Source organism: Polaromonas jejuensis NBRC 106434, from assembly GCF_001598235.1.
Taxonomy (GTDB): Bacteria; Pseudomonadota; Gammaproteobacteria; order Burkholderiales; family Burkholderiaceae_C; genus Polaromonas; species Polaromonas jejuensis.
This window is the reverse complement of record NZ_BCYO01000001.1, coordinates 241,293-255,859: the sequence shown is the minus strand read 5'-3', so window position 1 is coordinate 255,859 and position 14,567 is coordinate 241,293. Positions and strand designations below refer to the sequence as shown.

Annotated in this window: 13 protein-coding genes; all 13 read right to left on the bottom strand. The window is 49.1% G+C overall.

Features of this window, described 5'->3' with window-relative positions; genetic code table 11:
* Positions 1-4 precede the first annotated feature (4 nt).
* Complete coding sequence (locus PJE01S_RS01140) at positions 5-877, bottom strand: dTDP-4-dehydrorhamnose reductase family protein (protein ID WP_245660520.1); 873 nt, start codon at positions 875-877, stop codon at positions 5-7.
* A 47-nt stretch (positions 878-924) separates the two neighbouring features.
* Positions 925-2,142 carry a glycosyltransferase family 4 protein gene (locus tag PJE01S_RS01135; RefSeq protein WP_068831296.1) on the bottom strand — a complete coding sequence of 406 codons (1,218 nt, stop codon included), beginning with the start codon at positions 2,140-2,142 and terminating at the stop codon, positions 925-927.
* The gene (locus PJE01S_RS01130; protein ID WP_068831295.1) at positions 2,139-3,278 is read right to left on the bottom strand and encodes a glycosyltransferase; all 1,140 of its coding nucleotides are present in this window, start codon (positions 3,276-3,278) and stop codon (positions 2,139-2,141) included. The genes PJE01S_RS01135 and PJE01S_RS01130 overlap by 4 nt, the downstream gene beginning before the upstream one ends.
* A complete protein-coding gene (locus PJE01S_RS01125; protein ID WP_068831294.1) occupies positions 3,278-4,249 on the bottom strand; it encodes an NAD-dependent epimerase/dehydratase family protein in 972 nt (323 codons plus the stop codon). The genes PJE01S_RS01130 and PJE01S_RS01125 overlap by 1 nt, the downstream gene beginning before the upstream one ends.
* Positions 4,250-4,281: 32 nt before the next feature.
* Positions 4,282-5,577, bottom strand: coding sequence for an O-antigen polymerase (locus tag PJE01S_RS24945; protein ID WP_157090185.1), 1,296 nt, complete (start codon positions 5,575-5,577; stop codon positions 4,282-4,284).
* Positions 5,577-6,521, bottom strand: coding sequence for a glycosyltransferase family 2 protein (locus PJE01S_RS24215; protein ID WP_169804350.1), 945 nt, complete (start codon positions 6,519-6,521; stop codon positions 5,577-5,579). The genes PJE01S_RS24945 and PJE01S_RS24215 overlap by 1 nt, the downstream gene beginning before the upstream one ends.
* A 2-nt stretch (positions 6,522-6,523) precedes the next feature.
* Positions 6,524-8,062: an oligosaccharide flippase family protein gene (locus tag PJE01S_RS01120; protein WP_245660516.1), complete on the bottom strand. Its 1,539-nt coding sequence runs from the start codon at positions 8,060-8,062 to the stop codon at positions 6,524-6,526.
* On the bottom strand, positions 8,041-9,825 hold the full coding sequence (locus PJE01S_RS01115; RefSeq protein ID WP_068831292.1) for a hypothetical protein: 1,785 nt from the start codon (positions 9,823-9,825) through the stop codon (positions 8,041-8,043). Before PJE01S_RS01115 ends, PJE01S_RS01120 begins: the two co-directional genes overlap by 22 nt.
* Positions 9,822-10,241: a GtrA family protein gene (locus PJE01S_RS01110; RefSeq protein ID WP_084389286.1), complete on the bottom strand. Its 420-nt coding sequence runs from the start codon at positions 10,239-10,241 to the stop codon at positions 9,822-9,824. The genes PJE01S_RS01115 and PJE01S_RS01110 overlap by 4 nt, the downstream gene beginning before the upstream one ends.
* 415 nt (positions 10,242-10,656) lie before the next feature.
* The gene (locus tag PJE01S_RS01105; protein ID WP_084389285.1) at positions 10,657-11,487 is read right to left on the bottom strand and encodes a class I SAM-dependent methyltransferase; all 831 of its coding nucleotides are present in this window, start codon (positions 11,485-11,487) and stop codon (positions 10,657-10,659) included.
* Entirely contained in the window at positions 11,484-12,404 is a 921-nt protein-coding gene (locus tag PJE01S_RS01100; protein ID WP_068831289.1) for a glycosyltransferase family 2 protein, read from the bottom strand. Before PJE01S_RS01100 ends, PJE01S_RS01105 begins: the two co-directional genes overlap by 4 nt.
* Positions 12,401-13,609, bottom strand: a complete 1,209-nt coding sequence (locus PJE01S_RS25695; protein ID WP_218017485.1) for a GNAT family N-acetyltransferase — start codon at positions 13,607-13,609, stop codon at positions 12,401-12,403. The genes PJE01S_RS01100 and PJE01S_RS25695 overlap by 4 nt, the downstream gene beginning before the upstream one ends.
* Positions 13,606-14,565: a glycoside hydrolase family protein gene (locus tag PJE01S_RS01090; protein WP_084389284.1), complete on the bottom strand. Its 960-nt coding sequence runs from the start codon at positions 14,563-14,565 to the stop codon at positions 13,606-13,608. Before PJE01S_RS01090 ends, PJE01S_RS25695 begins: the two co-directional genes overlap by 4 nt.
* Positions 14,566-14,567 lie beyond the last annotated feature (2 nt).

Genomic DNA, 14,567 nt, shown 5'->3' with positions numbered 1-14,567 from the left:
TGACTCAAGCGAAATCGTGCATACGGCGCACCAGTTCTGGCCAGGTCACCGGTTGGTAACCAGTGATTTCGCGAAATCGGCTTGAGTCCAGTGACCGGTCAATCTCAAGCTTATCGTCCGGTGTGATGTCTATGGACTTGCCATAGGCTTGGGCTACCAGCTTCAACAACTCAAACTTGTTGATCGGCTCGGCAGACACATGGTAGAGCCCCCGCAACCCAGGATTGGGTATCACGAAATCGCGCATGACACGGGCCAGCTCTACCGTTGGCAGACCTGAAAATATGGCGCGTGTGTAGCCTTTTACCACCCCTTGTTGCGCCAAAAACCAGCCTATTAGGCCGTGTGAACTACTGAGTTCATGGCCAATGATGGAGGTGCGCAGCGTGACTGCGTGCGGGTAGTCCACCTCACCCAAGTATTTGCTCCGACCGTACAAATCTTTCGCATCCGACACATCTTGCTCACGGTACATCCCCCGGGTACCGGCAAACACGCAGTCAGTGCTCATATGAATCAGGCGGGCACCCGCCACATCACAAAGCCGGGCCAGCCTGTGAGGCAGCAGCGCATTGATGGGGATGGCGGCCAAAGGATCATCGGCCTCGGCGAGCTGCTTGATCAGACCAATGCAGTTAATCACTACGTTGGGGCGGGCTAGCGCGAATAGCCGCATGAGGCTGTCTGTGTTTTCTACATCCACTCCACAAATCACATGCTCGCGCAGCTCGGGTGGCAGCAGGCGCAGCACACTGGCCGAGCGGGCCGAGCCCACCACGGAATAACTCTCGTCTTGCGCAAAAACGCGCAACACAGCGTTGCCCAGCATGCCGGATACGCCTAACACTAGCACTCTGATTTTGTTGCTGGTGGTCATACAATCAAGTTTCTACTGATCATTTGTTCATTTCTTTTCTATTATTTTCACCCTGCCATGACATGTGAAAAGTGTTGGACAAGCCTTGTAGCGAGCACGGTTGGATCGAAATGCTGCTGGTAATAAATAGGACCAGCCTCGCTCATACGCCGCAACTCATCTGGTGGGGCAGCTTTGAGCATGAGCACCGCCTGAGCCAGCGCTACAGCGTCCTCAGCGGGGCAAGACACGCCAGCGCCTGATTCTTCAACCACACGGGCACCCTCGCCATCCAGCGACGCAATAATGGGCTTGCCTGCAGCCAAGTACGCCTGCACCTTGCTGGGAATCGTCTGGTTCATGATGGGGCTGCGCGTCAAACTCACTAATAGGGCTGAAGCCTGGGCAAGAATGCCCGGCATGAACTGAGGGGGGAATCGCCCCGCAAGTTGCACATTATCAAGCCGCCGGCGGGCAACCTCTTGGCACAACCATTCACTACGGCTACCGCTCCCCACCAGGACCACGCGCACATCTGCATGGGGACGCAAAAGCTCGGCCGCATCAAGCACCGTGCCCAAAGCCTGCACAGTGCCGAGATTACCAGCAAACACCACGTTGAACCTCAGGTCTAGCATCAAAGCTGGTGGCTCCGGTGGCTGAGGCTGGCTGAAAGCTAGCTCCCCAGGGTTAGGGTGGTACTGCACGGGGGTTTTACCGGCCATGGCTTGCACCGTGGGAATGAAAGCCTGCGACTGCACCAGCAGCAAATCACAACGCCGGTAAATCCATCGCACCACCACAGCCACCATATCCAACACTCGCCGGTTGCGCACAAAACCGGTTGCTTCCAAGCTTTGAGGCCAAAGGTCCTGCACCCAAGTTACCAACTTTGCACGCTTAATAAATGCAAGACACGCAGCGGGTATGGCCTGAATAATCGGCGAAGGTGCATAAACAAAAATCACATCGAAACGTTGCTTGCGCAGCAGCCAAGGTCCGATCAAACTGGCACTAACCACAAACGACAAATAATTGGCCACCAACGCCAATGCGCCGCCACCGCCTCGCGGTACTAGTGGCACACGGTAGATGGTGTAGCCGGCGTCGTGTTGCTCCGCTCTGAAAGCGAAAGCACGATAGCCGCCAAACACCTCACCCTGCGGATAATTGGGCTGGCCCGTCAGCACTGTGATATGGCAACCCACGCACCGCAGCGACTCCACCACTTCGTTGATGCGGAACGATTCGGGCCAGAAGTATTGAGAAACAACTAGCACTCTCATGACCGGAGCTTTCTGCCCAGCAAGTCGCGATAGAGGATCAGATAACGAGGTACTACAACCTCCCACGCGTACTTTGTCATGACGAAGCGTTTCCATTTTGGCGCGATGGATTCAAGCACCGCTGAGTCTGCCAGCAGGCTAACCATGCCAGCCGCAAGGGCCTCAGCGCTGGCTGACACCTCCAAGCGCGGGTCTATAGATCGGATCTCGCTAAAGCCACACTGGTTTGTCAACAGCGCGGGCGTTCCGCAAATCCCCGCTTCCAACGCAACGATCGACATCGCCTCTTGCCGCGATGAAACCACCAATAGCACTGCACGGTGGTAAATTGCCGACTTTTTCACACCTTCTACATGTCCGAGGAAATGGACTCTGTCACTAAGCGCATGGCGTTCGGCGAGGGCCTTGAGCTCCGTCATCATGCCCCCATCGGGTCCCGCAAAGACCAGTTGGTAATTGGGAAGTTGTCCTGCAATCCTGATGAATGCGTCAAGCAACAAATCAGGCCCTTTGATCAGGTTTAGGCGGCCCATAAAAAGAATAATCGGCCCCTCGCCCAATTGAGCCTGGCCAGCCAGGGAATCAGTCTCGGGAAAGTCTTCCGCGCAAACCCCATTGGGAATAACCGTCACCCGGGAGGATGGAACGCCGTATGCCTCAAAGTGCTGCATTTCCGCCTCGGTCACGGCTATCCAGGCAGACGCATTGCGAATGATGGCCGCACCTACGAGGGCGTTGTAGAAGCGCTTTAATAAGCTGGAGCGACCAAAAATGGGGAGCGCACCCGCTGGGCAAACTACGTATGGCTTGCCGGCCCAACGAATTGCCCAATAAGTGAGCGCGTTCAGCACCCCCCAATGGCCCATCAGATGAATTACATCAGCATCATCTACCAGCGTTTTGATAGTTCTCCAGCTTATCCTGGGCACGTAGAAACGCCTCCAGAGCAACGGTATAGCAACCACTTTTGCGGGTTTGAGTGCCAACACCCGTGCATCGTTGAGTCCGGTATCAATGGTAAGAACCGTGCATTCCACCCCTTCCCTGGCCAGAAATCGGCTCATCTGAAAAGTACGCTCAGCAGTCCCTCCACCGGCCTTGAAATCAAGTGAGGAGTTGACATTTAACACACGCATTACTTTGCCATTTCACCAGATGCTGCAAAATAAGTCGCCCGATACCACTTCGCATACTCGGAAAGTCCGTCATCAAAATCAACCGGGCTCCTGAATCCAATGCTTTCTAACTTCTCTTGGCTGTAGTTGCAGCGGGGATTAATGTTGTTTCGCCTCAGCAATCTAAGCAACAGGCTCAACACATCCAATGGTAAGAGTATTTGCGGGAAAGGGTAGTTCGTGCAATTTAGTGAGCGCATTAGAAATTGCTCAATATACAAAAAATTATTGTTTGATTTTTCATCATCGGAAACAATAAAAATCTCGCCACCTATACGCTCAGAACGTCGAATCAAGAACAAAATTGCCGCAACGACATTGGCAACGTGAACGAGATTCATTCTCCTCGTACCGAAAAGACATGACTTTAAGTAGTTCTTTAAACGATCCCCATTAACAAGATCGTTGGAAAGCTTTTTCAAAGGCTCACCGCCGGGACCAAAGACTCCAGTAGGGCGAAGAATGGCTGCATCGAAGACCCCTTCAGAGGCATGAATTATTGCCTGCTCAATTTTGAGCTTGGTGACTCCATACTCGGTTATCGGTCGACACTCAACGTTTTCAGTAATATGCCCCCCGGAAACACGACCAACCACAGCAGCCGTGCTGCAATGAATAAGTCGCTTAACACGCATAACCTTACACGCCTCAAGCAAATTCCTGATTACGGTCAAGTTAGCCAATTCACCACCATTCCAGAGATACGCAAGATTGATCAAAGTGCAGTTCGGCTCAAGAAATCTAAGCAGAGATGCCTCATCATGCATATCTCCGTTAATTACTTCCACATCACTTGGCCATTCAAAACCCGTAGACCCTGCAGCCTTCTGCCTGGTTAATACCCGCACGCGACTGCCACCAACGCGCACGAGCTCCGCCACCAGGTGCCTACCAATGTATCCCGAAGCACCGATAATTGCGATTTTATTCATAGATTATTTCAATTCAGCAACAAAATCACTGCCTAAAGACCTCTCTCAGCCACATTACCTACCGCCGGAACCTCTGGAATAATTTCATGCAGCAGCCTTACAAGCAGAATAAAAATCAAATTAACAACAATATATCCGTTGCTTATAGCAAATCTAAAATAAAACACGCCCCAGTATGGCACCAAATACAATAAAAGCATCAAAAGCAACCGCTCAAGCGATAATAGATTTCCCGATCCGCGATAAGAGCACATCTTGGCACAAAATAGCGAAAAAATACTTAAGAGCAAAAATGCTCCAATCAATCCAAAGTCGCCTACCCAATCAGAGATGAATGTACCAAATAGCCAGGGCGCCTTACCTTGATCCAAATACTCCCCGAAAATGGCATCTTTTACATCCAGCCATGAAAGACAATCCCACCCCAATATTGAGCACCCTGCATTAATGAACATCGGGAAACTTTGAAGCCCTAAAGTCAACGGACGATCAATCGATGAATAATCACTAAAATTATGTATTTGTGCTCCAAAGTACTCAAAAAAACTCCACCCAGCACCTTGATCAGCATCAAAAAACCGAGAAACAGTTATCACTCCAAATGGAATTAAAAGCGCAATCGCGCAGAAAAATCCAAATAAATATATCCGCCTAGCATCCACCGGATTAATATGTCGGCGAAATACCCAAAAAATCATCACGCTCGTCATTAACCAATAAACGACGCCATCCCTACCAACATACGCAAGAATATAAATTACGTAGGACAAACTGGAGAACAAAAGGGAAAATGCCCTGAGCATATTTCGCCCTTGACTCTCTTTGGATGCCAACCTAATGAAAGCCAATACAATGGAAGAACCAAACAACTGACTTGCTGCCCCGGCAGCAGTATTTATCAACCCATATGAACCCATAAGCTCCATTTTTTCACTCAAAAATAATCTATTCTCATTCGCATCCCCCGTTAGAGAGCTTATCGCAAATGGCAAAAAATATGCCATGGCGAATAATTGCGAAAAAAACAATATATTCTCAATGATTTTTTGGCCACGAATTACCCCAAATACCTGAGAAACATCCTGCTCACGAAACCGCAAGAACCCCGAAATACTTACCGCCACACCAAATAATAGGAATAATGTAGCCAAGTAATTTGGCTCATAAATCGGCTCAATGCCATTTGTTAGCGCTATAAATATTCCAGAAAACCCCAAACCGACATACAAGAGCCATAGCAACATCGCCAGCGTAGATCCAGCTTTGGCATGCTGACGCAAGAAAAACCAATAATATAGAAACAATCCAAAGGTAAATAAAATTGCCACTATCTAACTTTCTCAGAATTATTTCCTCGACTCCACCGAACCTGAGTTCGCTGAATATTCAGAAGATTAGTAAAAATTTCACCCGGCCTTACAAGTGAAATATTTCGCAACGCGAAAATAATGAAATCGATTGCAGTGAGACGGGCATTCTTAAAATCAATAACCGCATTACTAATTGCCCATATGAAATAGCTTTTCCGCTGCTCTGGGAATTTTTTTAAAAAATGATCGGCATGATCAATCGATAGCCGGCGAATCCGCGGCAATGAGCTCACGGTCAACGATCCTGATGCAGCGATACGATACCGCCCTAGAATTTCGTTGACAACATATCCGGACCCTTTTGACAATAAATCCCAAGTAAGATAAAGATCTAGTACTTTTTTATCGAGTGACACTTTCTCCCGGGCTGAACGTCTGTACATGAGAGAGCTATGCACGCCGATAAAGCCCAATCGAATTGCCTCAGAGAATGACACTTTCCCCTCATTAAAGATTGATAAATCAGCTGTCTCTCCAGAACAAAAGCCACCAGTATCATCGAAATAGTCGACTCGGTGCCATACAGCTGTACACGTCGAATCAGAATCTAAAATACCCGCCTGCATCTGAAGCTTTCCTGGTAATGCAAAATCATCACCATCCATGTGCGCCACATAACAACCAGTAGCTGCGTTGTGCGTCTCTAGATAATTCTTGAGCCCTCCAGTATTACTTTGGCGAAATATTGGTATTACCTTTTGAGCGTAACGCTCTGCGAATTCTTCAATTATTGCGCGTGTTCCATCCGTAGAGCAGTCATCCCCAACAATCACCTCAAAATCGAAATCAGTTTCCTGGTCGACAATGCTTTGCAGGCATTGCCTAATGTATTTTTCTTGGTTATACGTAATAACGCAGATCGATACCTTGGGTAATTTTCTTGTGACTTCGGTGGCATTCATTTTTATTTCTGCGCAGCGTAGTGGTTTCTGCATTGATTTGATATTTTTTTTCTAACCCACGACGTGCTGAGGCTGGCAACGAGTAGCGCCAGGACACCGAGCGCACCAATTTGAAGCGCTATTGGGCCACGTTGAGTTGGCCACGCAAACAACCATTGACTGGTCACGCCAAACGCAATGCTGCTGATCGCGATAGGCGCGATATCACGTAAGAGCCATTGAATGTGCAGGCCTTTGCAAAACCGCGCGTGAACCATCGGAAGCCAAAGAGCGAAGGCTACTGCATTGGACCCCAACCATGCCCACCCAGCTCCGGTGGCTCCGTAGCGCCAAGACGCCCAAATCAAGCTGGGGATGAGCAGCAGAACAAAGATAGCGTTCCCAATCATATGCAACGTCAAATCGCCCTTTGCGTACTGCAGATAATACGGGAAGGCGGCGAGCACCAGTATGCCGTTACCAATGACATACAGTGTTAGCACTGGGGCCGCTTTGCCTGCAAGAGCGGCATCGCCCGTCCAGGCCCAAAGAACCTGCTCAGAGAAAAAAGCCAGCATAGTACATACAGGAAGGGCGATGACAGCGACCAATTGCGTAGCATTTCGATAAAGCTGGATTAACCCTGCTTCATCATGCTCAGCATTAAGCTTGACCAATCGGGGCATAAGAGCTGCGCTAATGGGGCTGCTGATTGTTAACACTCCGCCGGCCACCAATACTGCCAAGGTAAAGTAGCCATAGTCGGTCAGAGGCAAAAACTTGGAAAGAATGAGCTTATCGGTTTGCGTGACCAGTACCCACACCGAACTGGTAAAAGCGATGCCAAGCGAAAACCTGAGCACCCGGCGTAAAGGCTGCCAAGCCCATGGGGTACTTGCACCCTGCACTGCCTTGGGAAAAATGGCATAAGTTTTACCCACAAGCCAAACCAATTCAAAAACGGCAATAACCAATTGGAAGCCAAAGAATAGACCAGGGCTACTGCCCACCCAGATAAAGAACGGTATCACCAGCACAAAGCGTGCGGTGGCCACGGCACTGTTGAAACTGCTGAGCCACACCTGCTTCTCAAACCCGTTTATTGCGCCTCGGTAAAGGCCACTGACCCAACGCAGAGCAACGATGATTGCCATGAGTTGCAGGGCATGCTCTACCTCAACCAGTGGCAGTTGCTGCACTTTCAGCCACTGTTTGGCAATGCCGCCTGCACTCGCCCACATGGCTCCAGCCCCCAGCAAGGCCACGCCGAGAAAAATGCCCTCCAGCGTCCGCAGCAGGCGCCGCAGCTCCAGTGCGGAGCAAGCACCGCCATTAAACCGGGCGGTCTCGCGAGCCATGGTCGGCGTGAGGCCCATGTCCAACAGCTGAAACCATACTTGCAACATGGCAAAAAAGCCCACCAAACCATAAGCTTCTGCGCCCATGTACTTGACGTACAGCGGTAGCATGACGACGCCGACTAGCGTGACGTAGATTTGGCTGACGTAATTGGCAAAAATGTTCTTCTTTAGCGACATGCTTATTGCGTCTGAACTTTCCAAATCTGGATTCGCTGATGCATATAGGGATAGGTGGCCATTCCACAATATCGATAACCCAACGGGAATGCTGCCATTTGTTGTGGTATCGGAGGAAAGAAATCACGGCCCTTCATTTGAAAAGCAACTACAGCTGAATGCAAATCCTCAGAGCGCACCCGCTCAATGACAAATTCCGCCTGTGCCCTGTTGTTAATCCATGGAGTCAATACTGGAGTAGCTTGCAATGCCAGTGCCACTCCTGGAATGTTGTACAAGCCAAAGAATGGCGCGCCTGGCGCAATCTCACACACCTTGGCCGCCGCCTTCATTTCCGCAAGAAATTTGTAAGTTCCTGCATCAACTTTTACTTCTCCTAGCTGTCCCACTGTAGTCGCCTGATCTTGCCTGGTGAGGGGAAGCGACAAGTTATATGGCCTAAAATTGCTGGTAACGATCTGTAGTGCAATAGTTACCATGAAACAGCTACCAATTAGCGAACTAGGTATTTTGTTGACATGATCGGGTTGGCGTGCGACCACCAGCACCGCAATCAATGCCCCCCAAGGGGCAAGCGAGTCAATGACTTGTGTGAATAGCGCATTGCCGGTGCCTATACCCACAGAATAAGGGAGCAAAAATAATCCAATAAATAATGCGAACGTATTTCGATTCTTGCTCCATACCGGAATAGTCACAATCAGCATCATGAGCAGCATCGAAAATATTGCAACGATCTGCGCATCGTATCTATTGAAACCTCCGAAAAGATAACTCCCGGAAGTCGCGTTAAATGTCGAAAGTGTTGGCAACCCAGCATGGAGATTTCCGAATATCAGGGTGGCCACGAGCGTAACCAGCCCGCATTGCGCAAAGATGGGCCGGCGTGTCATTGCATAAATAGTCATTGCGACAATGGGAACAGCAAACGCTCTCAGGGTTGTCAAGAAGTACCCCAAAAACTCGATAAAGTATCTGATCAAACGTGCCTCGACCGCCTCTACCTGCACCATCCTGAATATCTGCATTCCCTGTTCAACACCTTGTGTTGCATCGCTAATCGTTGTATTGACCAGCAAGACAATGCCCGCAAATGTGATAGCTCCGAAGACCAACGCCACTGGACCAAATCTCTTGTCGAAGCGCGAGCACTCGAAAATGCTCACCCACAAGACAAGAAGCGCTAATGTCGCTACACCTGCGGAGGGCTTGCATAGAGTTTCCGCTCCAATGGCGCAGCCTGCCATAGTGAGCAAGGCATATTTTTGGAGGATGCTCGAACGATTCGATGCCAGCAAGGCCATACCGGCCGCGGCATAGGCCCCTGTAGAAGCCAACAGGTTATAACTAGGTGAAAGATTGATCGTTGAGGCGTATAGCATGGCGCCGACTACAGAGCCAGCAAGAACTACCCACTTCAGCTCAAAGTGATCTGTCACCAAGCCAAAACGAAGGCATATAGAAAAAACCCCAAGCCCGAGCAATGCCGAACTAACCAGCAAAGAGGCCAAGCCTGCAGCTCTGAATGTTGCAAGGCTTCCGGTGAGCTGCCAAAGCCCAGCCGTTATCCATTGCTGTGCACTGATGAAAAGCTTGACCGAACCAGCATGCATGGCCAGTAACAAGTAATATGCCTCATCGGTAATCTCGAAACCGCGATCCAGGGTCCAGACACAGTAGGCGATTACCAGAAATGGACACAGTAGAATCCCCGTTCTGGCTATACGCTCAATGATTTCAACGGATAGAAACGGAATAGCGGTGAAACGATCCCCTTGAGCCTTCATGACAAAAATTCCTTGCGCTTCCCACCACTTGAACGCCGCAAAGACCAATATTTTGCTGTGGAAAAATTGAAGGCGACGATGAAGGGAAGCAGCACCATCTGAATGTAAAAAGGCTCAAAATCAAAGCGCTCCACGATATAACTCAGGGCCAACATATTCAAAGTTATCGATAATACACTCGCACAGAAGAACCTAAAGAATCGAGCTTTAAAATCAATTTTTTGCTCTGGCTTGAACACCCATGAAAAATTCAGTATGTACGAAAAAATCATGCCGATAACCCACGCAGCCACCAATGAAAGCAAGTAGTTCACCTGCAGCACCTTCAACATCGTGGTGAACACAATAAAAGTAAGCATGAAATTTGCTGCGCCCACAAGCGTGAATTTTGTGGCCTCGATTTTAAATTTATGCATTGCTCTCACAGAAGTAAAAAAAGCCAATTTGACGAGGCATGGAAGCTACGCCTGCCCTTTCGTCACGCGTGTAGTTAGGTTGTTTATGGAGTTGTCCACTTTGATCACGGGCCTCTCCAAAAGGAGATAAAGCGGAAGGATAAGTGACAATTGCCATCAGGACACCAAAATAGCGCCATAAGTCAGGGCACCATGAAGACAGAGAAAGCAATGTGAATGTCTTTACGTATCCCATTCATCTGAAATAATTCAATGAACCGGGCACAAAGGAAATTAACATTTCCGACAAAAACGAATCTTGCGGCCGATGCACGCACAATTTGGATCGACTCGAGCTTTCTTGAAATTAAAGTTATCTTCTAGCAAGTTAAACAAGATGCACTGCTTAGAGAGCATAAATTCCCAAAAATACTGTTCAACACTTTTTGGCAACAACTACCAGCGTCCCACCAAAAGGCAGTGAGATGCCCAATCCAATAAGGGCTTCATCAATTCGCATGAAGCAGTCAAATATCCAATTCAGAATTTTGGAAAAATTGACTCTCTTCCCCAGCGCCAAGTCGTCGGATTTTGATTGGCTGCGGCCTTTATCAAACATCCTGGAAATCAACATCAAAGGAAACAGGACAAATAAGAAAGAGGTGCAATAGCTGATGTCGAACCCATTCTCTTGAAGTTTAGTCACCAACTCCCGTCTCGAGTATCTGCGCTTGTGTTTAACAATTTCGTCTAATTGGCTCCATAGGAACATATGTTGAGGAACTGTAACTATCACACGCCCCCCCTCATGCAACATCTTATTGATATTTGATATCGCGGCAACATCGTTCTCAATATGCTCAAGGACGTCGAATGCAACAATCAAGTCGAACGCCTCACCAATTACTCCTTTGGTGACATCGAACTGAACAAACTCAACAGCAGGGAGATTTTTTTTAGCATATAGAAGTCCTTTTAAATAAATCTCCGACCCCGTAATTTCCAAATTCTCATTCTCGACAATTTTCTGAATGAAGCCACCTGTTCCACAGCCTATTTCGAGAAACTTCGTTTTATGCGACGTAACTAGGTTGTTCTGAACAATCTTTTTGAAGAGCCTATTTCGCGAGCGAACCCAAAAACTACTTTCTCCACTCTTGTCCGTAAGATCAAACCCATCATCCGGATAATCCGCATAAGAGCTTGCCACTTCCGGACTAAAACATCTTATTCCTTCAACCACGGTGTAGGGTAAGGCATCGCTCATAGAAACTTATCCCTAACTACGTAATTCGGCCTTTTGCGCACTTCTTCATTGATCCGCCAAACATATTCCCCAATCACTCCCAGCATCACCATGATCAATCCCCCCACAAAGAGAATTGCAATCATAATGGGCGCCCACCCCGCAAATGGGGTCTCACCACGAAACCAACTAATAACGATACTTATGCTATACAGCAACCCAAGTCCAGAAGTAGTTAACCCAGCAAGAGAGATGAACCGAATCGGCAAATAGGAAGCATCCAAAATTGCATCCAGAAAATTCTTCAACTTTTTTCCAAAGTTGTACTGAGACCTGCCTATCGTCCTTTTCAGGCGAACGTACGGAATCAAACTGGTACGATATCCAGTCCATAGCAGATCCCCCTGAAAAAATCGGTGTCGCACATCAACCGCATTGAATGAATCCATGACCTTTCTATCCATCAATACAAAATCGAAACCCCCAGGAGGTATTTGTGGAAGTGATATGCGCAACACGCTGTAGGCCAAACGTGAAAATAGTTTCGCAAGCAAGGTGTCTGAGCGATCCGTTCGATGACAAATCACAATTTCAGAACCACCACGCCATTTCTCCACCATCTGCGGGATTAGCTCAACCGGATCCTGCAGATCGGCCGAGATATTGATAACCGCATCTCCAGTGGCCTCCCTAAATCCAGCCAACATAGCCGCCATCTGGCCAAAATTCCTGGTGAATGTGATCACTTTGACTTGAGGATCTTTCTTCTTTAGACCCAACATCTCCGATAGCGATCCATCTTTCGATCCATCATCCACAAAAACAATTTCATAATCATATTCAGTCAATTCTTTTGTGAAAACCGACTGGATTTTCTCGTGAGTTTTGGATAAGGCTCCTTCATTGTGATAAACCGCGATAACAAATGAAATTTTCATTTGCTGTCGCCCCGTTCACACATCAGGAAAATGCTCGAACACAGATCCGGATATTGCTGCCCCAGTTTGTAGCAACCCTCAAGGTACTCTTTGGAGATGATGTCAGTTTGCAGCAAACGATCCCATTGAAAATTCGCCAGCGCCTTGAAAAATATCCCCGAACGGTGCTCGACCTTCAATCCCGCGGCCACAGCGTCCCGCTCCAGCGTATCCATTGAATAGGTGCATCTGTGTCCATGCTCAGCCTCTGCTGGCGTAACAGCGGCGTTATGCGTGATCAAACCCATCTTTACGGCAATCTGCCGCGAGGGCGCATTCGCGTTCGGACAAACCAAGAAAAAGCGCCCGCCTTCGGCGAGCCATTCATCATTGATACGTTTCAGCACCCGCACAGGATCATCAATGTGTTCCAGTACATGGGTCAACACGATGTTGTCATATCGTTTGGGCAGGTTCGCCGCTTCGAAGAGCGAATGAACGAATTCAACTTTATTGCCCAGCTTGCGCTTTGCCTCTTCAATGGCAACACCGGAAGCCTCCACACAAGTCACGTCATCGAAATAGGACAGGAATCGTTTAGTAAAATCGCCTTTGAAGCTTCCCAATTCAAGCAGACTGCCCTTGTTAAAGAAGGGTTCAAATGATCTGATCATGTAGGGATGCATTACATCGAAATCAAAACTGTAGGCGTATTGGTGATCGACGGTGTCTTTAATTTCGACGTTGTAATCGCGTTGCTTACTCATATGTACGTTCTTTCCGGTGTTCAGGCGCATGGTCACAGCACGACCACTAACCCTGCCTATCATAAAACCCTGCTTCCCATATAACTTGATCGCACTGGCGTTCTCGTTATCTACCTCGAGTTCGATGCGCTCGAAACCCCGCTCTTTCCCATACTCAACACACTGCTCCAGCAAGCGTAAGGCAATCCCTCCGCCCTGCCATTCCCGCAGCACACTGACACTGGTGATATAAGCGATTCGCCGTTCGCCATCGTTGCAATAGGCTGCAACCAACCCGACCAGCGTGACGCCCACCCACGCCTCGAACCGAGTTGCATTGTCGGCGATCTTGTGAGCATAGTTGTTTATATCAACCCGATCACTCAGGGGCGGAACGAAGTCGGCATCACAACGCGACAAGTGATTAGCGATCTCCGTCTCGGTCGCCTGGTTCAAACGGAACACCACCGGCTCGGTCATATTTCCAGTACCGCCAGCCCGAAGCCGTAACGCCCGAATTCGTTGCCGTTGTAGAGCAAATAGACCTTGCCGTCGCATTCAAACACATGCGGATAGCACTGCATTGCAGAATCCCATTCGCCCGGACTGCCATCAAGCAGGGGGTTCTCGTCATCTCGCGTCCAGTTGCTTAGATCGTCAGAATAAGCATGGCCGATGCGATAACCACGGTCGTTGTTCTTTCTGAAGTCGAATGATTGACGATAGCAGAAGAACATGTGATAGCGCCCCGCGATCTCGATCACCGTGGGAAGTGCCTGGCTCTCATCCCCATCCAATCGATCGCTAATGATCTGCCGCGCCTCTTCCTTGGACCAGGTGATGCCGTCCTTCGAAACTGCGTGTCCGATCTTGTAGGTGCGATCAGGTGGCGCGTCGGGCGCATATCTCTTCCAGCCAGTGCCGAAGATGTACCACATATGGAATGTGTCACCGATGATCTTCACGAAGCCGTCGCCGACCAGACACGGCTCGTGCAACGATGCCGCGAGCACCGGTCCATCACCAATGCGCTGAAAGGTGAGTCCGTCATCGCGACTGATGGCTAGGCCGACGGCTGTATCGACGGACACCGAGACCCGCCTGTTCCAGCCGCAGGTATAACCATAGATCACATGACCGTGGCGAACCACGTTCATAGGGAAGATGCCGTGCTCGTCGAAACAGCCGAGCCCGCCAAGCGGAATGACCGTCTTGTCGGATACGCGGATGATGTCCCACTGATTCTTGCGCATATCAACAAAGGCAATGTGGCTCAGGTATTTTCCATTGCTCTTGTCCACTGCGCGCGTCGAAAAATAGATGCGCACAAAATCGTCGAACACTAGCACTTGCGGCGATTGCGCGAATTGACCGCAGTCGTTCGGCAGCTTATGCTGCGTCGGATCGAATATCTTTCCCAGCTTTTTCCATTTCATCA

What these genes read in the sequence shown, in the direction of transcription:
- PJE01S_RS01125 (WP_068831294.1), bottom strand. Translation starts at nt 4,249, where the DNA reads ATGAATAAAATCGCAATTATCGGTGCTTCGGGATACATTGGTAGGCAC.
- PJE01S_RS01100 (WP_068831289.1), bottom strand. Translation starts at nt 12,404, where the DNA reads ATGAAAATTTCATTTGTTATCGCGGTTTATCACAATGAAGGAGCCTTA.
- PJE01S_RS01135 (WP_068831296.1), bottom strand. Translation starts at nt 2,142, where the DNA reads ATGAGAGTGCTAGTTGTTTCTCAATACTTCTGGCCCGAATCGTTCCGC.
- PJE01S_RS01115 (WP_068831292.1), bottom strand. Translation starts at nt 9,825, where the DNA reads ATGAAGGCTCAAGGGGATCGTTTCACCGCTATTCCGTTTCTATCCGTT.
- PJE01S_RS01140 (WP_245660520.1), bottom strand. Translation starts at nt 877, where the DNA reads ATGACCACCAGCAACAAAATCAGAGTGCTAGTGTTAGGCGTATCCGGC.
- PJE01S_RS24215 (WP_169804350.1), bottom strand. Translation starts at nt 6,521, where the DNA reads ATGAATGCCACCGAAGTCACAAGAAAATTACCCAAGGTATCGATCTGC.
- PJE01S_RS01090 (WP_084389284.1), bottom strand. Translation starts at nt 14,565, where the DNA reads ATGAAATGGAAAAAGCTGGGAAAGATATTCGATCCGACGCAGCATAAG.
- PJE01S_RS01130 (WP_068831295.1), bottom strand. Translation starts at nt 3,278, where the DNA reads ATGCGTGTGTTAAATGTCAACTCCTCACTTGATTTCAAGGCCGGTGGA.
- PJE01S_RS01105 (WP_084389285.1), bottom strand. Translation starts at nt 11,487, where the DNA reads ATGAGCGATGCCTTACCCTACACCGTGGTTGAAGGAATAAGATGTTTT.
- PJE01S_RS25695 (WP_218017485.1), bottom strand. Translation starts at nt 13,609, where the DNA reads ATGACCGAGCCGGTGGTGTTCCGTTTGAACCAGGCGACCGAGACGGAG.
- PJE01S_RS01110 (WP_084389286.1), bottom strand. Translation starts at nt 10,241, where the DNA reads ATGCATAAATTTAAAATCGAGGCCACAAAATTCACGCTTGTGGGCGCA.